The sequence below is a fragment of the Alteromonas sp. RKMC-009 genome, assembly GCF_003584565.2.
Taxonomy (GTDB): Bacteria; Pseudomonadota; Gammaproteobacteria; order Enterobacterales; family Alteromonadaceae; genus Alteromonas.
Genome location: NZ_CP031010.1, coordinates 878,139 through 901,321, shown reverse-complemented (window position 1 = coordinate 901,321; position 23,183 = coordinate 878,139). Strand labels below are relative to the sequence as shown.

At 50.3% G+C, this 23,183-nt stretch carries 19 protein-coding genes; 14 read left to right on the top strand and 5 right to left on the bottom strand.

Annotation, left to right across the window (positions count from 1 at the left end):
* The first annotated feature begins 193 nt into the window (after positions 1 to 193).
* The 4 genes from rpoD to dgcA all read left to right on the top strand — a co-directional run bounded on the left by rpoD (position 194) and on the right by dgcA (position 5,202).
* Positions 194 to 2,035 carry an RNA polymerase sigma factor RpoD gene (rpoD, locus tag DS731_RS03915; protein WP_119500097.1) on the top strand — a complete coding sequence of 614 codons (1,842 nt, stop codon included), beginning with the start codon at positions 194 to 196 and terminating at the stop codon, positions 2,033 to 2,035.
* A gap of 177 nt (positions 2,036 to 2,212) precedes the next feature.
* A complete protein-coding gene (locus DS731_RS03910) occupies positions 2,213 to 3,100 on the top strand; it encodes a LysR family transcriptional regulator (RefSeq protein ID WP_119500096.1) in 888 nt (295 codons plus the stop codon).
* A 114-nt stretch (positions 3,101 to 3,214) separates the two neighbouring features.
* Positions 3,215 to 4,210 carry an N-acetyltransferase DgcN gene (dgcN, locus tag DS731_RS03905; protein ID WP_119500095.1) on the top strand — a complete coding sequence of 332 codons (996 nt, stop codon included), beginning with the start codon at positions 3,215 to 3,217 and terminating at the stop codon, positions 4,208 to 4,210.
* Positions 4,210 to 5,202, top strand: coding sequence for an N-acetyl-D-Glu racemase DgcA (gene dgcA, locus DS731_RS03900; protein ID WP_119500094.1), 993 nt, complete (start codon positions 4,210 to 4,212; stop codon positions 5,200 to 5,202). The genes dgcN and dgcA overlap by 1 nt, the downstream gene beginning before the upstream one ends.
* Before the next feature lie 41 nt (positions 5,203 to 5,243).
* Here the strand turns inward: dgcA and DS731_RS03895 are convergent, their stop codons facing one another.
* A complete protein-coding gene (locus tag DS731_RS03895) occupies positions 5,244 to 5,537 on the bottom strand; it encodes a putative quinol monooxygenase (protein ID WP_119500093.1) in 294 nt (97 codons plus the stop codon).
* Between the two features lie 21 nt (positions 5,538 to 5,558).
* The gene (dkgB, locus tag DS731_RS03890) at positions 5,559 to 6,371 is read right to left on the bottom strand and encodes a 2,5-didehydrogluconate reductase DkgB (RefSeq protein WP_442858438.1); all 813 of its coding nucleotides are present in this window, start codon (positions 6,369 to 6,371) and stop codon (positions 5,559 to 5,561) included.
* Between the two features lie 338 nt (positions 6,372 to 6,709).
* Between dkgB and DS731_RS03885 the strand changes: the two genes are divergently transcribed.
* Genes DS731_RS03885 through DS731_RS22195 form a run of 4 tightly spaced genes read left to right on the top strand, consistent with a single transcriptional unit; the run spans position 6,710 to position 11,378 of the window.
* Positions 6,710 to 8,245, top strand: a complete 1,536-nt coding sequence (locus DS731_RS03885; protein WP_232373474.1) for an ABC transporter substrate-binding protein — start codon at positions 6,710 to 6,712, stop codon at positions 8,243 to 8,245.
* On the top strand, positions 8,246 to 9,184 hold the full coding sequence (locus DS731_RS03880; RefSeq protein ID WP_119500091.1) for an ABC transporter permease: 939 nt from the start codon (positions 8,246 to 8,248) through the stop codon (positions 9,182 to 9,184).
* On the top strand, positions 9,184 to 9,975 hold the full coding sequence (locus DS731_RS03875; RefSeq protein WP_119500090.1) for an ABC transporter permease: 792 nt from the start codon (positions 9,184 to 9,186) through the stop codon (positions 9,973 to 9,975). Before DS731_RS03880 ends, DS731_RS03875 begins: the two co-directional genes overlap by 1 nt.
* A complete protein-coding gene (locus tag DS731_RS22195; protein WP_119500089.1) occupies positions 9,972 to 11,378 on the top strand; it encodes an ABC transporter ATP-binding protein in 1,407 nt (468 codons plus the stop codon). Before DS731_RS03875 ends, DS731_RS22195 begins: the two co-directional genes overlap by 4 nt.
* A 3-nt stretch (positions 11,379 to 11,381) precedes the next feature.
* Here the strand turns inward: DS731_RS22195 and DS731_RS03865 are convergent, their stop codons facing one another.
* Positions 11,382 to 12,524, bottom strand: coding sequence for an MFS transporter (locus DS731_RS03865; protein ID WP_119500088.1), 1,143 nt, complete (start codon positions 12,522 to 12,524; stop codon positions 11,382 to 11,384).
* A 239-nt stretch (positions 12,525 to 12,763) separates the two neighbouring features.
* On the opposite strand from DS731_RS03865, the gene DS731_RS03860 reads away from it, so the two are divergent.
* The 3 genes from DS731_RS03860 to tmpT all read left to right on the top strand — a co-directional run bounded on the left by DS731_RS03860 (position 12,764) and on the right by tmpT (position 15,717).
* Entirely contained in the window at positions 12,764 to 13,291 is a 528-nt protein-coding gene (locus DS731_RS03860) for an NADPH-dependent FMN reductase (RefSeq protein WP_119500087.1), read from the top strand.
* A 209-nt stretch (positions 13,292 to 13,500) separates the two neighbouring features.
* Positions 13,501 to 15,060, top strand: a complete 1,560-nt coding sequence (locus tag DS731_RS03855) for a sodium:solute symporter family transporter (RefSeq protein ID WP_119500086.1) — start codon at positions 13,501 to 13,503, stop codon at positions 15,058 to 15,060.
* 30 nt (positions 15,061 to 15,090) lie between these two features.
* Positions 15,091 to 15,717 carry a thiopurine S-methyltransferase gene (tmpT, locus tag DS731_RS03850; RefSeq protein WP_119500085.1) on the top strand — a complete coding sequence of 209 codons (627 nt, stop codon included), beginning with the start codon at positions 15,091 to 15,093 and terminating at the stop codon, positions 15,715 to 15,717.
* A gap of 59 nt (positions 15,718 to 15,776) precedes the next feature.
* On the opposite strand, the gene DS731_RS03845 is transcribed toward tmpT, so the two are convergent.
* Together DS731_RS03845 and DS731_RS03840 are read right to left on the bottom strand one after the other, a co-directional pair.
* Positions 15,777 to 18,884 carry an efflux RND transporter permease subunit gene (locus DS731_RS03845; RefSeq protein ID WP_119500084.1) on the bottom strand — a complete coding sequence of 1,036 codons (3,108 nt, stop codon included), beginning with the start codon at positions 18,882 to 18,884 and terminating at the stop codon, positions 15,777 to 15,779.
* A 2-nt stretch (positions 18,885 to 18,886) separates the two neighbouring features.
* A complete protein-coding gene (locus DS731_RS03840; RefSeq protein WP_119500083.1) occupies positions 18,887 to 19,945 on the bottom strand; it encodes an efflux RND transporter periplasmic adaptor subunit in 1,059 nt (352 codons plus the stop codon).
* Between the two features lie 334 nt (positions 19,946 to 20,279).
* On the opposite strand from DS731_RS03840, the gene DS731_RS03835 reads away from it, so the two are divergent.
* The 3 genes from DS731_RS03835 to DS731_RS03825 all read left to right on the top strand — a co-directional run bounded on the left by DS731_RS03835 (position 20,280) and on the right by DS731_RS03825 (position 23,000).
* Positions 20,280 to 20,696: a hypothetical protein gene (locus DS731_RS03835; protein ID WP_119500082.1), complete on the top strand. Its 417-nt coding sequence runs from the start codon at positions 20,280 to 20,282 to the stop codon at positions 20,694 to 20,696.
* Positions 20,697 to 20,815: 119 nt separating this feature from the next.
* Positions 20,816 to 21,583 carry a class II aldolase/adducin family protein gene (locus DS731_RS03830; protein ID WP_119500081.1) on the top strand — a complete coding sequence of 256 codons (768 nt, stop codon included), beginning with the start codon at positions 20,816 to 20,818 and terminating at the stop codon, positions 21,581 to 21,583.
* A 232-nt stretch (positions 21,584 to 21,815) separates the two neighbouring features.
* Entirely contained in the window at positions 21,816 to 23,000 is a 1,185-nt protein-coding gene (locus DS731_RS03825) for a mandelate racemase/muconate lactonizing enzyme family protein (RefSeq protein WP_119500080.1), read from the top strand.
* Positions 23,001 to 23,183: the final 183 nt, after the last annotated feature.

Here is a 23,183-nt window from a genome sequence, read left to right as displayed (position 1 = left end):
TTTATAGAAAACATCGGGCTTACCTTGATGCAATCTTGAGACGTATAAGATGCATAATTCAGGCCGAAATTACAATAGCCGATGTTCTGACAGGTGCGGTAACAAACGATAGCAAGCATGGACAAGACGGGATTTTTCCGGCTCTTGAACGTGCTTTTTTGCTTATTAATTCAATGTGAGAAGTGTAGGTTATATGGCTCAAAGCAAGCAGTCTCAGATTAAACTCCTGATTGCAAAAGGTAAAGAACAAGGTTACTTAACTTTTGCAGAAGTAAACGACCACCTGCCACAAGATATCGTCGATTCAGATCAGATCGAAGACATCATTAGTATGATCAACGATATGGGTATTCAGGTTTCAGAGTCCGCACCGGATTCCGATGAATTACTCATGCAAGAAACCACCGCCGATGAAGATGCCGCTGAAGCTGCAGCTCAGGCGCTGGCAACCGTAGAAAGTGAAATTGGCCGTACAACCGACCCTGTCCGCATGTACATGCGTGAAATGGGTACCGTTGAACTGTTGACCCGTGAAGGCGAAATCGAAATCGCCAAGCGTATCGAAGACGGTATCAACCAGGTACAGTGCTCTGTTGCTGAATACCCTGAAGCCATCACTTACCTGCTGGAACAATGGGATTTATTTGAAGCGGAAGAAATTCGTCTTGGCGATATTATTTCCGGTTTCGTCGATCCTAACGAAGAGCAGGATCTCGCACCTACCGCTACCCACATCGGTTCTGAATTGTCAGCTGAAGAGTTAGACGACGAAGATGATGACGATGATGACGACGACGATGATGACAGCGACGAGGACGATAGCGGCGTTGATCCGGAAGTTGCCCGTGAAAAGTTCGGCAAGCTTCGTGAACAATACCTGAAAACCCGTGCTGTTATTGAAAAGCATGGCCGTGCAGACAAGAAATCCCGAGAAGAAATTGGCGTACTCAGCGAAGTCTTCAAAGAATTCCGCTTAGTACCTAAGCAGTTTGACCGCATGGTTAAAAACATGCGCGACATGATGGACAAAGTACGCATCCAGGAACGTCTGGTCATGAAGTACTGCGTTGTAAACGCAAAGATGCCTAAGAAAGATTTCATTAAGGCATTTGCTGGCAACGAAACCACTACAGACTGGTTAGAAGCTACGTTATCTTCAGGCGCGCCTTACACCGGCATGCTGCAAAACTACAAAGAAGATATCGAGCGTTCTGTCTCCAAGATGAACAGCGTAGAACAGGAAACTGGTCTGGTTATCGCTGACATTAAAGACATCAACCGTCGCATGTCTATCGGTGAAGCGAAAGCCCGCCGTGCGAAGAAAGAAATGGTTGAGGCGAACTTACGTCTGGTTATTTCAATCGCGAAAAAATACACCAACCGTGGCCTTCAATTCCTGGATCTGATTCAGGAAGGTAACATCGGTCTGATGAAAGCGGTTGATAAGTTCGAATACCGTCGTGGTTATAAGTTCTCGACTTACGCAACATGGTGGATCCGTCAGGCGATCACCCGTTCAATCGCTGACCAGGCACGGACTATCCGTATTCCGGTTCACATGATTGAAACCATTAACAAACTGAACCGTATCTCCCGTCAGATGCTGCAGGAAATGGGTCGTGAGCCAACGCCGGAAGAATTGTCGGAACGTATGGCAATGCCGGAAGACAAAATCCGTAAAGTGCTTAAGATTGCCAAAGAGCCCATCTCCATGGAAACCCCCATCGGTGATGATGAAGATTCGCATCTGGGTGACTTTATCGAGGACAGCACCATTATTCAGCCCCTCGATTCAGCGACCGGCGGCAGCCTGAAAGACGCGACCCAGGAAGTACTGGCCGGTCTGACAGCCCGTGAAGCAAAAGTGCTGCGTATGCGATTCGGTATCGACATGAACACTGACCACACGCTGGAAGAAGTTGGTAAGCAGTTCGACGTTACCCGTGAGCGTATCCGTCAGATTGAAGCGAAAGCGTTACGTAAACTTCGCCACCCAAGCCGTTCAGAGCAACTGCGCAGCTTCCTGGACGAGTAAGACTTGCTGATAAGTTATCATTAATACAGCCACCTTCGGGTGGCTGTTTTGTTTTCTGCACTTCTTTGCTGTTGCGCGGCCCTCCCCTCCTGAGTTTTTTGTCTTCGTGACCTTGTCATCCCGCTGCGAATTTCATTAAATGGTTTTTCAGGCCTTTGCTGAACCAGGGAAAGTGATATGCGTTTGCGCCATATTGAAGTATTTCATGCCATTTATACCACCGGCTCCATTACCGGCGCTGCTAACTTACTGTATGTGTCTCAGCCATCAGTGTCTAAAGTACTGGCCCATGCAGAGCAACAGCTTGGCTTCGACCTTTTTCACCGTAACAAAGGCAAGTTAACGCCCACAGCGGAAGCAGAAATGATGTTTCCGGAAATCAGCAAAATTTATAAGCAACTGAATACGGTTAAGCAGCTTGCCAATAACATTCAACGGGGACGCAGTGGCATCATCAATATTGCTGTTACTCCTGCGCTGGGTTTCAACGTACTTCCCCAAACCATGGCAATGTTCCGCCGGCAACATCCGGATGTAGCCCTGAATATTAAAACCGTTCATAACCAGGAAGCGCTGCAAACCCTTCTGGCGCACAAATGCGATGCCGCCGTACTGTTTTCATCTCCCGAATTGCCCGGCGTGGCAGAACGTCCGTTATGCGAACAGGAAATGGTAGTGATGTATCCCAGACAAGCTTTCAGCGAAGCGCCGGAAACACTGACCATCAGTGATTTACAAAACCTGGATATTATCGGGATCTGGGAAAGCGGACCGTTAGGAGAAATGGCCTGGCGTCACATAGAACAGTCCGGCCTGGATATTAAAACGCAAATCCAGGTGGATACCTATTACATCGCCGCGCGGCTGGTAGATGCCGGTCTCGGATGCTGTATTGTTGACAGACTGACCGCTGAGGGTAATCAGACAGAAAAAACCGGAATCGCCCGCTTCGCCCCTTCACTGACGTTCACCGTAAAAGCGCTTTCTCTGGACAGCCGTCCGGTATCCAAACTGTGTGAAAGTTTTCTCGATACACTGTCCGGCATTATCGGACAGATAACCTGACGTTATACCCTTACCAAAAGTTACTACTTATCACCGGCTCTCCGGCCTTTTACACTGCCTGAAATAACACACTGACCTTACAGTGATTTCTTCTCAGAATTTTCAGGATGCACTATGGTACTTACTCCTCCTTATTTGCTTTTCATTGGCAACGCCACCGATCCGCTCAGCATAAAAATGGCAAAAAGCGTGGCTGACTGGAACCCGGATGCCTGCATCGGTGAATACCGTTTGCCGGGTTGCGAGGTCACCACCGGCTGCCCGTCAATGACTATTGATGAGGCGGTTGATGCCGGCGCCAACACTTTTGTGCTGGGCTTTGCAAACAGCGGCGGTTTTATTGATGAAGCGTGGGTTCCTACAATCGTAGAAGCCATTGAAGCCGGCATGCATGTTGTCAGCGGCCTGCACGATAAACTCACCAGCATCCCCGCCGTGGTGGAAGCCGCGCAGCGTTGTGATCGCCAGCTTATTGATATCCGTCATCCCACAGCCCGCTTCAAAACAGGAAAAGGCATCAAACGTACAGGCAAGCGTCTGCTGACAGTTGGCACCGACTGCTCTGTGGGCAAAATGTATACTTCACTGTGTCTGACCAGAGCGCTGGAAGAAGCCGGTCAGAAAGCGACTTTCCGTGCTACCGGGCAAAGCGGCATTCTGGTTGCCGGAGAAGGCGTCGCTATCGACTGTGTGGTAGCAGACTTCATATCCGGTGCAGTGGAAACACTCAGCCCTGACAACGACGAAGACCACTGGGATATTATCGAGGGACAAGGTTCCCTGTCCCATCCTGCCTTTGCCGGTGTCAGTTTAGGGTTGTTGCACGGCTCCCAACCTGATGCACTGGTGATCTGCCATGCGCTGAACCGTTCACATATGCGGGGGTTACCTCACTATCCCCAACCGACACTGGAAGCTGTCATCGAAATGACTGTAAATGCTGCCGGATTAACGAATCCGGACGTGAAAGTTGTTGGCATTGCAGTGAACACATCCAGTGTCAGTGAAGCTGAAGCTAAGGCATATTGTGAAGAAACGGCTTCAAAACTAGGCTTACCGTGTACCGACCCGGTACGTTTTGGTGTCAGCGAAATTATCGGGAACCTCTGATGGCATTAACAATTACAATTAAACACGAACGCTTTCCGCTTGCGCAGGTGTTTCGCATTTCCCGGGGAGCCAAAACAGCAGCCGATGTGATACATGTTTCAGTGAGTGACGGCGAGCATACCGGGTATGGTGAGTCTGTGCCCTATGGCAGATACGGCGAGTCCATCGAATCGGTTACAGCCCAGTTAGAACAGGTCAGGGCCAGCATTGTCAGCCTTGAAGATCATGCAGGACTACCGGAATTGCTGCCAGCCGGCTCTGCCCGCAATGCGCTGGATTGTGCCCTGTGGGACTTAACCGCAAAAGTAACCGGCAAACCGGTGTCTGAACTACTTGATTTACCCGTTACGCCACATTGCTTTACCGCACAAACTATCAGTGTGGCTACTGTCGAAAATATGCAGGCGTCTGCGCGTAAACTCAAAGGCGCGCCAATAATCAAAGTGAAGCTGGACCCCGATGCCGTTGTTGACAAGATCCGCGCTATTCACGAAGTCACGCCGGAAAGCCGGCTGATTGTGGATGCTAACGAAGGCTGGACCATCGAAGACTTAAAAGCCGTGGCTGAACCGCTGAAAGCCTGTAATGTTGTACTCATTGAGCAACCCATACCGGCAGAGAACGATGAAGTGCTTGAGCATTATGAATGCCCAATTCCACTTTGCGCCGACGAGTCCTGCCATACGTCAGCCGGGCTGGACGTATTGCGCAAACGCTATCAGAGCATCAACATCAAGTTAGATAAAACCGGCGGTCTCACCGAAGCTGCCGCTCTGTACAAAGCCGCAAGAGCAATGGATTTCTCTGTCATGGTAGGTTGTATGGTAGGCACATCGCTGGCAATGGCGCCGGCTTATTTGCTGTGTGACGGCGCTGACTTTGTCGACCTCGACGGCCCTATCCTCATTGCGCAGGACAGAGAAAACGGCTTCTGTTTCGACAACGGCAAAATGTGGCAACCCGATACGTTTTTGTGGGGTATGGCAAAATAAAAAAATTCAGTGCCTGACAACCTCAGGCACTGAACACAATCTCATGAATGCAGCGTATACACATGCATTGTGATGTCTTTAATCAGGCCTTCAGACACTTCCTGAAAAGCTGTGAAATGAGGCAGAGTCATGTGGTCGTCCAGCGCCGCCTGAGACGTCCACTGCTCCATCACCAGCACTTCCACTTCTTCGTCAACTTCACGTAACCCAAGATCATACTGAATACAGCCTTCTTCCTTTCGTGAGTGTTCCTGCAACGTTTCGAACAATGCAGTCACTTTCGCTGCATCACTCAGCGATGTCCTTGCGGTGGCAATTACACATACAGTCATCATCAGTTCCTTTTTTGTCAGGGATTAATCCCACTCAGGTGAAAAGTCCGGCGTCGCTTCACGTTCATTGCGGTTTAATTTGTCGATGGCATCCATGTCTTCGATAGCGAGAGTCAGCGATGCCCCTTTAAGGTTTGTCGCCAGATTTTCCCGTTTAGTGGATGACGGGATGGTCGCCAGACCGTGCCCCAGTTCCCATGCAATCACAACTTCGGCGGGTGACACTTCATACTTCTCAGCAATTTGTATCACCGTTTCGTCTTTCAATACTTTACCAACAGCAAACGGCATATAACCTGTGATATGAATATCATTTACCGTACAGTATGCACGCAGCTTGTCGTTAGTTAAATGCGGGTGTACCTCTACCTGATTGGTAAAAATTTCCCCTTTTCCTAAAATCTGCTGCGCTTCTTCCAGGTGGGCAATAGTAAAGTTAGAAACACCGATGTGTCTGGTCAGGCCCTGCGCTTTCGCTTTCGCCAGTTCACCTAAATACTCTTCCATGGACTCACCGTTCTCAGGAGAAGGCCAGTGGATCAGCAGCAGATCAACATAACTGACCTGTAATTTCTCCAGACTTTCCTTCACACTTGGCAGAAAGTCCTTGCTGTTCAGCTTGTTATTCCACACTTTGGTAGTGACAAATAATTCGCCTCTGCTGATATCGCTGTCTTTCAATGCACGGCCTACCGCTTCTTCATTTTCATAAATTTGTGCAGTGTCGATATGACGGTAACCGACTTCAAGGGCATCTTTCACACTGTTGTATGCCACGTCGTCTTTTAACCGGAAAGTACCCGCGCCTAATTGAGGCATGGATGAATGGGATTCCATAAATTGCTCCTTCATGTTCTATGAAATGAGTATTGGGATGAAAATACTCAATCTTTACGATTTACGACTGAATTCAGATTAAGCAGGTTCAGTCGCAGAAAAATGAAGCGCAGTTTGAGGGATAGTCTAATTAACAAAAACAGTAATAATGACAAAATACTTTTGCGGGAAACGTAAAGGCAGATTTCGTAAGTCAGAGCATCATCCGTTCACCCCGCCACCGCGATAATCCTGCTAATCTCCTGAATTGTGTCAGCTGACGTAAAACATGGAATTCGTTGGCTGACTATTTATATACTACATATAAATAATCCAGCCTGACCTGACCGGAAATCACGTTGACTGCGCCGCGACAAATTATTTTTCTATTCTTATTAAGTTCATTTATTCTGGCCTGTACACCTGCGCCCAAAGACACGACTTTACATATCAGCGGCCCCTTTGAGCCGGTTAATCTGGACCCGGCTTCCGCTGGTTATATGTATACCCGGATGCAAATTATAGAAACACTGGTAGACGTGGATAATGATGGGAACCTGATACCGGGTCTGGCAACTTCCTGGAAAAGCAATGCAGATTTGACCCGCTGGACATTTCATCTCAGACCCGGCGTAACATTTCACGACGGCACTTTGATGGACGCAGAGTCGGTTCGAAAGAGCCTTGCTGTGGCGCTGGGAAAGCCAGCTCCCTTTCCGGTCGATATCGTCACCAACATTGAAATCGTTGACCCGCTGACGGTGAGTTTTACACTTAAATCGCCTTACCGGCCTTTTCCTTCCCTGCTTTCCAACTACACGACAGCAATTTTATCGCCCGCGTCGTTTGGCAAATTTAACCGGATGAAGGCACTGATTGGTACGGGTCCTTATGAAATCACTGATTTCATACCGCCCCATAACATTAAAGCTAAGCGTTTTGAAAAATATCGCAATGGCCCTGCAACCATCGAGTCCGTTGACTATGTAACCGGACACAGGTCAGAAACCCGTGCCCTCATGGTAAGAACGGGCCAGGCAGATATTGTTTTTAATCTCGATCCGCCGGCAACAGAGATGTTGAAACAGGACCCGGATGTAAATGTGCACACCCGATTTATCCCCAGAACGACTCTGGTCAAGCTGAACAGCGGAAACGAAAAACTCAGTGATGTGCGGGTAAGGCAGGCGCTGAGCCTGGCCATTGACCGTCAGGCCATCGCAGAAGGGATTCTCCATGTAAAAGGTGCTGAAGCTAATCAACTGTTCGGGCCATCCATGGGCACCTGGCATGATGCTTCTTTACCACCACTTGCTACAAATATTGAAAAAGCAAAAACGTTGCTTAATGAAGCAGGCTGGAAACTTCGTGATGACGGTATCCGCTACCGTGACGGTAAGCCGCTGTCTTTATCGATGATTACCTATGCAAACCGGCCGGAACTTATCACCATTGCCACTGCGATTCAGGCTCAGTGGCGGGAGGCTGGTGTTGAGCTGGCGGTGCATATGGAGAATGCCAGCGCCATACCTTCAGGTCACAGCGACGGCACACTGGAAACCGCTTTGCTGGCGCGCAACTTCGCCAATATTCCGGACCCTCTGGGCATCTTACTGGCCGATTTCACCTCGGTTGAAGGCGGAGAATGGGGCCCTATGAACTGGAGCAATGACCGGGTATTTTCCATCGTTAATCAGTTGGCGTCCGGTAAGCCGGATGACAACTACTATGTGTTGCAAAAAGAACTTATCAGCACGCTGAACGAAGATATGCCGCTTATTCCGGTGGCATTTTATGTTCAGCAATCAGCCACATCTTCACGGGTCAGAAATTTCAGTTTCGACCCCTATGAGCGTTCGTTCAGAATCGACCAGATGCGCTTTCAGAGTAAATAAATGCTGAAAATACTACTCTCCAGACTTGGTCAGTGCCTTTTGATGGCGTGGAGCGTGGGCACACTCACGTTCATCCTTACCCGCCTGCTGCCGGGGGATATGGCCTATAAAATTGCAACCGGACGCTATGGCGATGATGCAGTCAGCACCGCTGCTGCCAATGCGGTGAACGCTGAACTAGGACTTGACCGGCCTGCTTTTCAGCAATATCTGGTGTGGCTGGGAGATTTGATCACCGGAGACCTGGGTACAAGCCTGGTGACCGGCGCGCCGGTTGTCCATGAGTTAAAAAACCAGATGAGCTTTACTCTGGTGCTGGCGTTCTGGGCTATTCTTGCAGCAGCGCTCATTGCCTTTCCTGTGGGGCTGTTGTGTGGTGCAAAAGCCGAAACTGTGCCAGACAAGGCTTCACTCATCACATCAACATTTATCCGTTCCCAGCCGGTATTTTGTCTGGGGCTGTTACTCATTTTTATTTTTTCCATGGAGCTGAACTGGTTTCCTGTGGCCGGATTCGGCAGCGCTGAGTACGCTGTACTTCCGGTACTGACTTTAGCACTCAGCCTGGCAGCAGTATCTAACCGGGTAGTCCGCAACAGTACCCGCCAGGCCGTTAACAGTGCTTACTTTCATTTTGCCCGCACCAAGGGACTGAGCTATGCACAAGCCTTCACCCGCCATGTAATACCAAACGTCATCGTACCCGGCCTGGCTTTTATGGGTATTCAGCTCATCGGCCTGATTGAAGGGGTTATCATGGTGGAAAGCCTGTTTGCCTGGCCGGGTATAGGCCATGGTTTGTCTCACGCTGTTTTTGCCAGAGACATTCCCATGTTGCAGGGCACAGCGCTGGTCATGGGTATGTTGTTTGTGGCGATAAACACTCTTGTGGATATCAGCCAGCACTACCTTGACCCAAGAACGAGGCTGGAAAATTGATGTCTGTTTTTCACAGGCTAACCATGCAGCAACGGGCTGGCATGGTAATTCTGTTATGCCTCGCTGTCTTTGCCTTTTGTGCACCGCTTGCCGGCACCGATCCTGATACACAGGATTTGCGTCATGCATTCGCCGCGCCGGGCGCAGAACACCTGCTAGGTACTGATCATTTTGGCCGCGACATGCTTGCCCGTCTGAGCGGCGGAATGCGGATTTCATTTGCGCTGGCGATAATCTGCGTTTTCAGCGCAGCAGTAAGCGGTGTAGCCTGCGGTCTGGCCGCTGCCTGGTACCGGCGCTGGCTGGATACAGGTCTGAATTTTCTGGCCAACACGATTCTGGCACTGCCCGGGCTGGTTCTGATCCTCGTTTTTGCTGCAATTGTGCCCGGTTCATTTTTGATGATCTACATCGCCATATCTCTGGTGCTGTGGGTAGAGTTTTTCAGACTCGTCAGAGCCATTACTCTGCCGGTTGTACAGGGAGAAGAACTGGAGTCTTCAGCATTGCACGGCTTCGGAAAGTGGTATCTGTTCAAACGTCATATCTGGCCTGCCATTGCACCCGATGTGTATTCTCTTTCCGCCTTCGGCGCAGCGACATCGGTCATTGCTATGTCATCAACAGGATTTGTGTACGTCGGCCTCAAGCCTCCCACGCCGGAACTCGGCCTGATGATTGTGGAACTATTTCCGTATTACTATAAAGCGCCCTGGCTGTTACTGGAGCCCATTGCAGCACTGTTTTTAATGGTTTTTGCTTTCCAGCTTCTGGCAGGTAAACAGCCATGAATTCTGTGCTTCAAATAGAAAATCTGACCATCGTTTCTTCAGAAGGCACACTGGTAGACAACCTGAGTTTCACCGTCAGCCCCGGCGAGCCGGTAACGATTATCGGAGAAACCGGCTCAGGAAAAAGCTTGCTGGCTCACACCATCATGGGAGATTTACCCCGGAATCTTCAGGCCACCGGTAAAGTGCTCACCGCCGGACATGACATGTTGCAGTCGCATGCGACGCAGACACCGTCTTCACTGTGGGGACGAACCATTGTCATGTTGCCACAGGAACCGGTGAAAGCCTTGAGCCCTCTGATGAAACTCCGGCAGCAGGTTGGCGAAGTATTCAGATTTATCAGAAATCTCAGCGGCGACAATACTCAGACATCGGTTAATGGGGCACTCGGACGCACCGGACTGATTCAGGCAGCAGATAAAATACCGTCACAACTATCAGGCGGTATGGCGCAGCGGGCCGCTTATACCTGTGTCGCGGCAACGTCTGCCGGAATCATGATTGCCGACGAGCCGACGAAAGGACTGGATAGTCATCACAAAGCGGTTCTCGGGGAAGAGCTTCGTCAGTTCGCTAAAACGGGTAGCCTGCTCACGATCACACATGATATGAGCCTTGCAAAGCTGCTTGGCGGTAAAGTCATCATTATGCAGAAAGGTAAGGTTTTGGAAACCGGTGCAGCGGGCAGCGTGCTGAATACTCCGCGCTCCCCATACGGACAAGCCCTGCTCAATGCCTTACCGGAAAACTGGATTCCGTTGAGCACTAAGAAAAGGAGTTTTGATCCACTAATTACGCTACAGAACTGCGCGATAAGACGTGGCACCGACGTTATATTTGATAATGTCAGTCTAACATTAGGGAAAGGGGAAATTGTCGGCTTAACCGGTGACAGTGGCAGCGGAAAATCCACCTTGGGGAATGTACTTCTGGGATTACTTCCGGCAGACGGTAAGCGACACATTGCTGAGCCACTGGCCCGTCACAACATGCTGAAAATCTATCAGGATCCGCCCAATGCTTTCGCTAAAAACGTGCCTGTTATTCAGCTTCTGGACGATGTTATCCGCCTCCACCAACTGGACGACAGTGAACTTGACCCGCTGATTAATGAACTCGGGCTTTCCCGGCAGTTACTGCAACGGCACGCAGGCATGATCAGCGGCGGCGAATTACAGCGGGTAGCCCTGCTGCGGGCGCTGCTATTGAAACCAGCCTTCCTGGTCGCCGATGAACCCGCCTCCCGGCTGGACCCCATAACCAGTGAAGTGGTCTCACGGTTACTGGTATCAAGCTGCCGTGAGCGGCAGTGTACGCTGCTCTTTATCAGCCACGACCGGCAACAACTGGAAAAGCTCTGTGACCGGGTGATCGATACAAACAGCCTCAGGCAGCAGTAACACCTATACCCTGACTCTTCCGGCCAGGGCAGTAGCAACACAAAGTAACACAGCAATCACACCCAATGCCGCAGGCAGGCCGTAAACCTGTGCCCCGAAGCCCACCAGAGCAGGCCCTGCCAGAACACCCACGTAGCCCAGTGTTGATACAGCTGTTACCGCAGACGCTTCGCTCATGATTTTTTGCTTACCCGTGGCCGAAAACATGATGGGCACAATATTGGAACACCCGAGACCAATCAGGACATATCCGGTAAGCGCTGCCACTGGAAGCGGCACCAGAAGTGATAATGCAAAACCTGTAATTGCAATGCCGCCGCCTCCCAGTACCATCATTTTTGGTCCCAGTATGCTGGTGATCTTATCCCCGGCCAGGCGTCCTAACGTCATGGCAACAGAAAAACAGGCAACACCCAACCCGGCGTTCTCAGGACTAACGTCACGGTATTCAGTCAGATAAATGCCGCTCCAGTCCAGCACAGTCCCTTCGGCCAGAAACACAATGGAACACACGATACCAATCAGTACTACCACACCTTTTGGCAGCGCAAAAAATGCCGCCGGCTCCTGTGACTTGCCGGTTCTGAATCCGTTTATGCCAGCCAGCAAAAAGGCCACTGACATTACCGCACCGGCTGCACTGGCCAACTCCACCGGGACACCGGAAGATAAAATCGCTGTCATTAAAATTGCGCCGCTCATGCCTCCCAGACTGTAAAAGCCATGGAAACCCGACATCAGCGGCTTATCCGCTTCTTTTTCTACCGCAACGCCCTGAATATTCATCGCACAATCAGTGGTGCCTACGCACAACCCGAAGAGCACCAGAAAAACAGCCAGCAAAGTAACGGAGTCCAGCCAGATCAGTGCCGGATAAAGCAGTGAGAAGCATGACATAGAAGCCACCAGTACAGGCTTGCAGCCAAGCTGAGATGAGAATTTACCGGCCAGAGGCATGCCAACTAACGCTCCTGCGCCCAGACATAACAGCATCAGTCCCATGGTACCGTCACCAATGGCGAGGTTTATCTTAATAAATGGAATGATGGCCGCCCAGGCTGCAGTAATGAATCCTGCGCTGAAAAAAGCAATCCGGGTGGCACGTTTTTGCGCAGGTATTAAAGGACCTGCTGGCACTGAAGACATTCACTATCCTACATGTAGTTGACGACGCTGGTAATATTCAGACTCTGCTGGCAGCGTACTCAGCATCATACAATATCCGGACTGAATTTAAATTCCGTTGGCACAATATGCAACAAGCTATTTCAGCTAAAAACGTTCATTTCATAAAATCGAACGAACCATTTTGTATTTAGCACTTATCCATTTACGATAAAAAACGTATTGTATTGATAACGAAAAACTCAAAAAGGATTCAATTCATGAAAGTTGTTGCATTTGGTGCAAGTACAAGCAAAAACTCAATTAATAAGGCGTTAGCAACCTACACGGCAAAGCTGGTAGAAGGTGCTGATGTTACCGTTCTGGACATCAATGATTATGATGTTCCTATGTTCAGTGAAGATAAAGAAAAAGAGATTGGTCAGGCTGAAGGCGCACAGAAGTTTTTAAATGACATCGCCGGCGCTGATGCCCTGGTTATCTCATTTGCTGAGCACAATGGTCACTACCCGGCAGCGTTTAAAAACCTGTTTGACTGGGCAACCCGTATCAACCGCGCGGTATACGGCGACAAGCCAGCCGTTTATCTGTCATCTTCTCCGGGTCCCGGCGGCGCGAAGTCTGTACTGGCAGCAGCAACCGGTTCTGCAGGTTTCTTCGGCGGAAACGTAAAAGCATCGGTATCTGTGGCTAACTTCTACGATGTTTTCGATATGGAAACCGGTGAAGTAAAAGACGACACAATCGCGACTGAATTAAAAGCGGCAGCGGCTAAGCTGACGGCTTAATCACAGCGTCAAAAATACAGGGGCAGCTGCGGCTGCCCTTTTTTATTCCCGCCCGTCTGAACGTTTCCTTTCTCTTATCTGTATATATTCTGCACTTAACTCTTTCTGACAGTGTGATATGGTTGAAATATCATCAACACTCTGCCCCTTTATATTCAACGTGTTACCTCATTACGCGCAGGCAGCGGAAGCAAATTCAGGAGAAAGGAATGACGTGGCTGGACTATTCCATAGTAGGTATTTATTTACTGGGATTATTGTTTTTAGGACTCAGGTTCAGGCATCAGCATTCCGGGCAGGAATACTTTCTCGGCGGGCGCTCACTGGCCTGGCCCACACTGACACTCTCTGTCATGGCAACCCAGCTATCCGCTATCAGCTTCATTTCCGCCCCCGCATTTGTCGGACTTCGTGAAGGTGGCGGTCTCATCTGGCTGAGCTACGAACTGGCTTTGCCGCTGGCGGTAATTGTTATGCTCTGGCGCTTGTTGCCCACCTTACACAACGCCGGTGTGGTAAGTGTCTATGACTATCTTGAACAGCGTTTCTCCCGCTCTACCCGTTTGCTGATCAGCTTCGTCTTTCAGATCAGCCGTTCCTTCGCCACTGCCATTATGATTTACGCTATCAGCCTGATATTACAAGGCACCATGGGACTGAACCAGTTCCACGCTATTCTGGTTATCGGGGTGATCACACTGATTTACTCAGCAATGGGTGGTATGAAAGCGGTGGTTTACGGTGATGCCATTCAGATGATTCTCATCGTTGCCGGCGCAGCTTTATGTCTGTGGGCGGGTCTGGACGCTGCCGGAGGCTGGGACAAAGTATTTGAAATCATTCCGCCGGAACGTCTGCAGGCAGCCAATACCAGCACAGCCGGACTAAATGGCAGCGATTTCGGTTTACTGCCCATGCTGTTTGGCGGTCTTGTACTGTATGCCTCGTATTACGGGTGTGATCAGTCTGAAGCCCAGCGGGCGCTGTCCAGCCACAGCATAAAAGATTTAAAGAAAATGATGCTGACCGTAGCCTTTCTGCGTTTTCCCGTCACATTGCTGTATTGCGCTGCGGGCCTGGTGATCGGGGCTCTTGTCATAGCAACGCCGGAATTACAGGCGCAAATCCCGGAAGGCGAACCCGACTGGATGATGCCCGTCTTTATCATTAACTATCTTCCTGCTGGCATTGTCGGCATTCTGGTGGTCGCCATTCTGGCTGCGGCTATGTCGTCGCTCAGTTCTGCCATTAACAGTCTGGCTGCGGTGACCACAGAAGACATTTGCCGAATCACCGGTGCCAAACCCGATGATGAGACCTATCTGAAACGGGCTCGCCTTGCCGGTATTGTGTGGGGACTGATCACTCTGGTGCTGTCGTTGTATGCCGGTAACATTGCTCCGACGGTAATTGAGGCCATAAATAAAATCGGTTCAGTTTTTTACGGTCCGGTGCTGGCCACATTCCTGGCGGGTATTCACAGCCGCAAGGTGTCTCCTGCTGCCGCTAATGCCGGATTACTGGCCGGTGTAGCGGTAAACGTATTTTTGTGGCTGAGCGGTAACCCGTTATTCTGGTTCTGGTGGAACCTGATTGGTTTTGTGATTACCTTGTCTTCAGCCTTTGTTTTATCCCGCTTTTTACCTAACGATGCGGCACATAAGCTGCCTTCGGTGCGGGGTATCAGTTACCGCGCTGCCGCCATTCTGGCCGCCTGGTCCGGTATTTTAGTACTGACTGTGATTTACCTGCCGGACTGGTTAGGATAATCTGCTTTTTTATCTTCTTTAGGGGAATGTATGGATCCGCAATTCTGGATGTTAAAGTGGCAAAACAATGAAACCGGATTTCATGAGCCTGAAGCGAACCCGAATCTGACTGCCAATATTAACCAGTTATCGCTGGCTCCGGGCAGTCGTATCTTTGTGCCTTTATGCGGCAAAACACTGGATATTCCCTGGCTTTTGTCGAAGGGGTATGAAGTGGTGGCAGCAGAATTAAGCCATCTGGCGATCATTCAGTTATTCGATCAGTTAAACATTATTCCTGATTCAGAAAAGCTGAACGGCGTAACCCGCTACGACGTTCCCAATTTCACCCTTTTCGGCGGCGACATTTTTGATCTTACCGCTGACATGCTAGGCAAAGTAGACGCCATCTACGACCGTGCCGCACTGGTAGCCTTACCGTTTGAAATGCGTGTCCGCTATGCCGCTCATCTTCGTGAAATTACCAATACGGCTCCCCAGTTACTGGTGACCTTTGATTACGACCAGCAAAAGCTTGATGGCCCGCCGTTCTCAGTGATCAGCAACGAAGTAGAACAACATTACATCGACCACTACAGCTTAACATTACTGCAGGGTAAGGAAATCAACCTGAAAGGCAAAGTGCCGGCACAGGAAAATGTCTGGTTGCTGAAATAGTCTCCCGCGGATAAAAAAATGGCCTGCGTCAGGCAGGCCATTTGTCGTTTACTCACCGGTTATTCCAACTCCCCTTTGCGGTATGGAATAGCAGCATCCTGCTCTGTCAGTGCTTTTTCCCGGGCTTCCGGAGACCCGGTATTGCGGGCAAATGCAGCATAGGCTGTAGGCACGATGAACAGGGTCATAAAGGCCGATACGATTACGCCGGCAAATATCACCATACCAATCACCATCCGGCTTTCAGATCCCGGGCCTGTTGCCAGTACCAGCGGCAGCGAACTGAATACCGTAGTGAAGCCCGTCATCACAATCGGGCGTAAGCGCTGGGCTGCAGCACGTTTTAGTGCCTCTTCAAATTCAACACCGGCGTCCCGTAACTGATTGGCAAACTCAACAATAAGAATACCGTTCTTCGCCGCCAAACCAATCAACATCACCAGCCCGATCTGGCTGTAGATATTCATTGTCATGCCAGCCACATACAAGCCGATAAATGCCCCGACCAGTGCCAGAGGAACGGTAAGCATGATAACCAGCGGATGCACCCAGCTTTCAAACTGTGCTGCAAGAATGAGGTAGGTCACCGCCAGTGCCAGAATGAAGACGAAGATAAATGAGTTACCGGCTTCATGATAAAGCTGGGACTCACCTTTGTAGTCAATGGACACAGCATCAGGCAGTTCTGTCGCAACGATGTTTTCCAGATACGCCAGCGCTTCCCCGAGGGTATAACCTTCTGCCAGGTTCGCTTCAATAGTAATAGCACGCATGCGGTTATAACGGTTCAGCAGCGCCGAAGTCGCCTGCTCATCCACTTTCAGCAGGTTATCCATGGGAATAAGCTGACCGGTGCGTTGTGAACGGACATACAGATTATCAATGCTGCTGGGGCTGCGGTAATCCGATTCTATCCCTTCCATGATGACGTAATATTCTTCGCCTCTGTCCAGGTAAGTAGATACGCGGCGTTGTCCCAGCATCACTTCCAGTGTGCGGCCGATATCAGAAATCGACACCCCTAAATCGGCTGCGCGGTCCCGGTCGATATTCACCAGTAGCTGCGGAGAGGTATCTTTGTAATCGGAATCCAGGCGAACCAGTCCCGGATTGTCTCTGGCTTTATCCATGACGATATCACGCCAGGCCACCAGGTTTTCGTAGGTGTCGCCCTGCAACACAAACTGGACCGGACGCCCTGTCCCGCCACTGATGCCGCTTCGCATTACGCCAAACGCAGTGACATCCGGAATCACTTCCAGTTTTTTGGTCACCTCTTCCATTAATTCAAAAGACGTGAAGTCACGCTGATCCCATGGGATCACGCCTACCACAGCCAGCCCGGCCATGGTGCCCCGGCCCGGCGCACGTACCAGCAGGCGATCGAAGGTTCCTTCTTCACGGTAGGGCATCAGAATCGATTCCACTTTTCTCATGCTTTCCGCTGTATTTTCAAAAGACGCACCTTCCTGACCTTTTACCATTATATAAAAAGTCCCCCGGTCTTCTTTCGGTGTGAACTCACCGGGAATTTTCCCGAACAGCTGCCAGATGAGAACTAGCGTAATGATGAACAGCACGGCCATCAGCCATGGCTGGTGGATGGTAGTACCCAGACTGCTTTCATAGCGGTTCTCGATAGCCTTGAAGCGCTTATCCAGCCAGCTGCCGAAGCCCTTATCCCGCGACTGCTTTTTCAGTAATTTCGAGCACATCATGGGAGACAGCGATAACGCCGTAAAACTGGAGAAAGCCACAGCGGCGGCCATGGCCAGCGCAAATTCTGTAAACAACCGCCCGATATTTCCTTCCAGGAAGATTAGCGGTACAAATACAGAAATCAGTACCAGCGTGGTGGCGATAACAGCAAAGCCTACTTCTTTTGCCCCGCGGTAAGACGCGAGTAAAGGCGGCTCTCCCATTTCGATACGACGGTAAATATTCTCAAGCACAACGATGGCATCATCCACCACCAGCCCGATGCCGAGCACCATCGCCAGCAGAGTCAGCAAGTTGATGGAAAAGCCCAGCATGTACATCACAATGAAGGCACCGATCATCGACACCGGCACGGTGACGGCAGGGATCAGTGTTGCGCGGACCTTCCCGAGGAACAGGTAAATCACTACCACCACCAGAATCATGGCGATAATCAGGGTGTTGTATACTTCGTTGATTGATTCCTCGATAAATACCGATGAGTCGTAACTGGGTACAATGAAAATGTTATCCGGCAGCGTTTCTTCAATTTTAGCAATCTGCTCTTTGGCAGAACGCACCACATCGAGGGTATTGGCTTTCGATTGCTTAATGATCCCCAGGCCAATCATGTTTACACCGTCACCGCGGAATTCACTTTCGTCATCCTCCGGTGCCAGCTCCACATTGGCAATTTCACCCAGTCGTACCAGATAACCATCGTTACCTACCGCAACAGTCAACTGGGCAAAATCATCCGGCGTTAAGAATGAGCGCGCTACCCGCACCTCAAAATCCCGGTCATTGGACTCGACCTCACCAGCCGGCAACTCTACGTTTTCTGACTGAATCACATCTTCCACGTCGGTAACGGTGATACCACGTGCCGCCATGGCGTTACGGTCAAGAAACACCTTCATGGCATAGGTCCGGCCGCCGCCCAGCTGAACCCTGGCCACACCATCAGCAATGGACAGACGGTCTACCAGGAAGCGCTCGGCATAATCGGTAAGCTCCATGGTATCCAGGTTAGTACTGCGCAGGTTAAACCACACCACAACATCTTCGTCTGAACTTTCTTTTGATACCTCGGGAGGATCAGCCTGTTCAGGCAGGTTGTTCAGCGCACGGCTCACCCGTTCCCGCACATCATTGGCAGCGGCATCGATATCACGGGTCAGCTTAAACTCAATTGAAATAGACGAACGTCCGTTGCGGCTGGTTGAGGTGATATTTTTTATCCCTTCAATCCCGCTGATGCGGTCTTCCAGCAACTGAGTAATACGGGTTTCAACAATGTTGGCTGAAGCGCCGTCGTAATTGGTGTTGATTGATACGATTGGCGGGTCGATATCCGGATATTCCCGCAACGACAGCATACTGATCGCCACGATGCCGAAGATCACCACCAGCAAATTAATCACCGATGCGAACACCGGCCTTTTTACGGAAGCATCAGATAACCACATGGTTACACTCCCTCAGCATTCAGTACACGAACGGCAGAGCCTTCCTGCACACGTAACGTGCCTTCGGTAATAATACGTTCACCGCTGACCAGGCCGTCGACAACCTGCACGATACCGGGTTTACGCTCACCGATAATGACTTCGCGTTGCTCGACCACATCGTTATTCACGACAAATACGTACTGCTTATCCTGAATGGGCACCAGCGCTTTTTCAGGAATAACCAGTGTTTCCAGAACCTGCTTTTCCAGTGTGATTTGAAGCAGCATACCGGGACGGATTTTCACCGGTTCGTTTTTAATGTGTGCTCTTACCAGAACAGAGCGTGACACCGGATCGATACGGGAACCGATAGTGGCAATGGTGCCTTCAAAATCTTCTCCCGGATACGCTACGGACCGTGCGATAACCCGCTGACCGGGAGAAAGGCTGGCCAGCTGCCCTTCTGCCACACTGAAATCGACCTTAATAATGCTGATATCGTCCAGCGTGGTAATAGCATCACCCGGTTGTACCAGTGAGCCTTTGCTGATGTTGCGGATGCCAAGCAGACCGGCAAAGGGTGCACGGATTTGCAGCTCATCCAACTGAGACTTCGCAACATCCAGTTGCGCTTCAAGTCCTTTCAGTTTGGCTTGCTGTTCGCCAAGTATTTGTTGCGATGCCGCGCGGGTTTTCGCCAGGTTCACTACCCGCTCATACTGACTTTTCGCTTCCACAATGTTCGCTTCAAGTTCAACAATGCGGGCCAGCTCTTCGTCATTATTCAACTGAACCAGTAATTGCCCGGTTTTTACCGTATCACCGTCATCAAACTTTACGTCCGTAACGCGGTCGGTCTGCTGCGCCGTGATCGTGACAGACTCGTTGGCATTGGCTGTACCCAGCGCCTCAATCGTCACCGGAAAGGTTTGCTTGGCTACTACAGTCACGCGAACGGGAGAAGGTAAACGGCCTCCGCCTGAGGAAGATTCTTCAGCAGGCAGATTGATATAAATTAAGAACGCACCTAACGCGACAACGCCCACCAGTAACGGGGACAAAAAGGACTTTTTCGACATCTCTGATTCCTATCAACGTTTCTCAACTGCACAGTCGGGCGATGCTGACACTGTGTATGCATTTCTATTCCATGCACTGAGAAATTAAAACAAGCCTTGGTACGTGGCTGTTGTTATTGTTGTTATACTGCCGGACAACTCTTGATGAAATCAGGCCGCCGGTCTGTTTGTTTATAATTATTTAAATTTTATTTTACCTGGTTGTATGCTTTTTAGGATTCGCTCATCAGTCGTTTTGTTACTTCTGCCGCTTTTTGGCTGCTCTGAGGTTCCCGCGCCCCCGGTTTGCCGTTCAGTTGAATCCACCTTACCGGCTCATGACGCTCTCGCCTGTGTGATCAAAACAGATAAATACGCATTACTGCTGGAAAACGCCGGAGGTCTTCTGACCATGCCGCTGGCCAGCATCAATGAAGAGCAAAGTGAACAGTGCGCCCTGCATGAACAGGTCTGGCAACAAACCGGTGTAAATGTGGAAGTGGGTAAACTTGTGCTGACCACCAGCCAGAATATGGCCGTGTACGAATGCACCCAGCAAGCCGGCCTGGACAACATCACTGACGACTTTCCCTCGCCCGGCTGGACCGGCGAATCACTCAGCTGGGTAAAGCGTGATGTTTTTTCAATCAATATCAAAGACATGGAAAATCGCGATCATTTGATCCCGCTGCGTGACAGCGTCACAATACTGCATCAGAATACGCAACCAGCCGGTGGTAACACCACCACAGCGAACCAGTCCGGAGAGTAAATCTCAACGTCTCTGCTTTTTCCTCCGGATGATAAATAATAAGTCAGACGATACTGGCATTGTTGACTGTCAGTCCGTCTGCTACTTTGTATCAACAGGACATAAAAGGAGTGATACCCGTGTTTGAGCTTGAACATTTCAGTTTGAAAGACAAGGTGTCGCCGGAAGAATGGCAAACCCGCGTCGATCTCGCCGCCTGCTACAGGCTGGTAGATAACATGCGCTGGGGCGATCTTATCTATACTCACATTTCCGCTAAAGTACCGGGTACACAGCATTATCTGGTTAACCCTTTTGGTCTGGCATTTGATGAAGTGCGCGCGTCGAATCTGGTGAAGGTGGATCTCGACGGCAATATTCTCGATGGCTCCCCCTACCAGATCAATCCTGCCGGTTTCACCATTCACAGCGCCATTCACGAAGTCCGTGAAGATGCGAAATGTGTTATTCACCTGCATACAAAAGCCACTATCGCCGTGGCGTCAGTTAAAGGTGGTTTGAAGCCCTGGAGCCAGTATTCTCTGTTCTCCCTGCCGTCGCTGAGCTATCACAGCTACGAAGGTCTGGCGGTTGATGATAATGAAAGAAAGCAGTTACAGGATGATTTGGGCGATACCAACCATATGTTATTGCCCAATCACGGCGGCTTGACGTTAGGCCCTACGGTAGGCGACGCATTTATGCGCTTTTATGATCTGGAACGCGCCTGTGATATACAAATGTCACTGATGCAATCCGGTCAGGAAGTGATTGAAATACCCGAGCCCATTGTAAAGGGCATTTATGATCAGGCAAAAATTGTACACTCAGGCGAAACCGGCGGCCAGAAAGCCTGGCCAGCGATGCTGAGAAAAGCCTGGAAACTCGACCCGACATTCTGCGAATAAGCTTATACTTTCGCGGGGACGGGACTGGCATTTATAGCGCACCGGTTTATACGGAATCTTGTCAGCTATCGCGGCGGCGCTGCGGGATAAGGGTTTTGTCATTCATAACCGTCTGCCGCAGGGAAGCGGCAGTCGAAGCCCCATGGATGGGTTTACGCCGTGTTATGAATGACAATCCCGTTCCCGCAACAGCGCGACGCGGTAGTCTGAGCAACTACATTCAGGACAAAAGATGAAAATTACCAAAGTTGAAATATTTGATATTGAGTGCCCGGAACGTCCGCCATGGAATCCGGTTTTTGTGCGTATTTACACCGATGAAGGTATTACCGGTGTTGGTGAAGCCGGTCTGGCTTACGACTGGGGACATTCGGCTGCTGCGCACATGATCAAAGAAATCGCAGAAGCCATGCTGATTGGCTGGAACCCGTTCAACACCGAAGGCCTATGGTCGAAAATGCTCCGTGAGAGCTTCTGGGGCTTAGGTGGCGGTCCTGTCATTTACGCCGCCATGAGTGCGGTGGATACAGCCCTTTGGGATATCAAAGGTAAAGCACTTGGCTTGCCGGTTTATCAACTGCTTGGCGGTAAGACTAACGGCAAGCTGCGTTCTTACGCCAGTCAGTTACAGTTCGACTGGGACACCACTATTACCAAACTGATCCAGCCTGAAGAATATGGCCGTGCCGCAGAAAAGGCGATGGCTGAAGGTTACACCGCGGTGAAAGTTGACCCAATCGTTTATGACATTAACGGCGACACCCATTATGACCGCACGAAGATCATTTCCAGAGGTGAAATGAAACTGTTCCGTGCACGTCTGCAGGCAATCCGTGATGCCATGGGGGACGAAGGCGATATTATTTTTGAATGCCACAGCTTACCGGGTGCCACTACGGCTATTCAACTGGGCGAACTGGTAGAAGAATTCGGCTGTATGTATTACGAGGAGCCGGTTAACTACCTGAACTCGAAACTGCATGACAAAGTTGCCCGTAACGTGAAAGCGCCGATTGCCGGCGGCGAACGTTTGTATAACCGCTGGGGCATCCGTCCGTATCTGGAAGATCAGTCTCTTGACGTTTTGCAGCCTGATATTGGTCTGTGCGGCGGCTTTACCGAAGCGAAAAAAGTGTGTGACTACGCCGACATTTACGATGTGCGCATTCAGGCTCACGTCTGCGGTGGTCCGGTGGCAACGGCAGCCAGCCTGCACCTTGAAACCGCCATTCCTAACTTCCTGATCCACGAGCATCACACCTACGCGACAAAATCCTGGAACCGTGAGTTATGTATTCAGGATCCTCAACCGGTTAACGGATTTATCGAAGCGCCGGACACACCGGGAATTGGTATCGAGCTGAATGATGAAGTGGTTTACCGCTCCCCCAACATGTCAGTGACTGAACTGAAATAAGTCGCAGTTACGCATTTAAAATCTACAGAGCCGTTCATCCGTTGAACGGCTTTTTTCTGTCCGCAGGAAAACGATGGCTTACATAGTTGAAACCACTAACTATCACGTTCAGTAACCGCTCTTTTTTCCAGTCTCTCACGTACCATACGCCAGTTGCCGCAATCCTTGCGACGCCGTTTCCGT

Coding starts and splice junctions, on each gene's coding strand:
- rpoD (WP_119500097.1), top strand. CDS start 194: ATGGCTCAAAGCAAGCAGTCTCAGATTAAACTCCTGATTGCAAAAGGT.
- DS731_RS03910 (WP_119500096.1), top strand. CDS start 2,213: ATGCGTTTGCGCCATATTGAAGTATTTCATGCCATTTATACCACCGGC.
- dgcN (WP_119500095.1), top strand. CDS start 3,215: ATGGTACTTACTCCTCCTTATTTGCTTTTCATTGGCAACGCCACCGAT.
- dgcA (WP_119500094.1), top strand. CDS start 4,210: ATGGCATTAACAATTACAATTAAACACGAACGCTTTCCGCTTGCGCAG.
- DS731_RS03895 (WP_119500093.1), bottom strand. CDS start 5,537: ATGATGACTGTATGTGTAATTGCCACCGCAAGGACATCGCTGAGTGAT.
- dkgB (WP_442858438.1), bottom strand. CDS start 6,371: ATGGAATCCCATTCATCCATGCCTCAATTAGGCGCGGGTACTTTCCGG.
- DS731_RS03880 (WP_119500091.1), top strand. CDS start 8,246: ATGCTGAAAATACTACTCTCCAGACTTGGTCAGTGCCTTTTGATGGCG.
- DS731_RS03875 (WP_119500090.1), top strand. CDS start 9,184: ATGTCTGTTTTTCACAGGCTAACCATGCAGCAACGGGCTGGCATGGTA.
- DS731_RS22195 (WP_119500089.1), top strand. CDS start 9,972: ATGAATTCTGTGCTTCAAATAGAAAATCTGACCATCGTTTCTTCAGAA.
- DS731_RS03865 (WP_119500088.1), bottom strand. CDS start 12,524: ATGTCTTCAGTGCCAGCAGGTCCTTTAATACCTGCGCAAAAACGTGCC.
- DS731_RS03860 (WP_119500087.1), top strand. CDS start 12,764: ATGAAAGTTGTTGCATTTGGTGCAAGTACAAGCAAAAACTCAATTAAT.
- DS731_RS03855 (WP_119500086.1), top strand. CDS start 13,501: ATGACGTGGCTGGACTATTCCATAGTAGGTATTTATTTACTGGGATTA.
- tmpT (WP_119500085.1), top strand. CDS start 15,091: ATGGATCCGCAATTCTGGATGTTAAAGTGGCAAAACAATGAAACCGGA.
- DS731_RS03845 (WP_119500084.1), bottom strand. CDS start 18,884: ATGTGGTTATCTGATGCTTCCGTAAAAAGGCCGGTGTTCGCATCGGTG.
- DS731_RS03840 (WP_119500083.1), bottom strand. CDS start 19,945: ATGTCGAAAAAGTCCTTTTTGTCCCCGTTACTGGTGGGCGTTGTCGCG.
- DS731_RS03825 (WP_119500080.1), top strand. CDS start 21,816: ATGAAAATTACCAAAGTTGAAATATTTGATATTGAGTGCCCGGAACGT.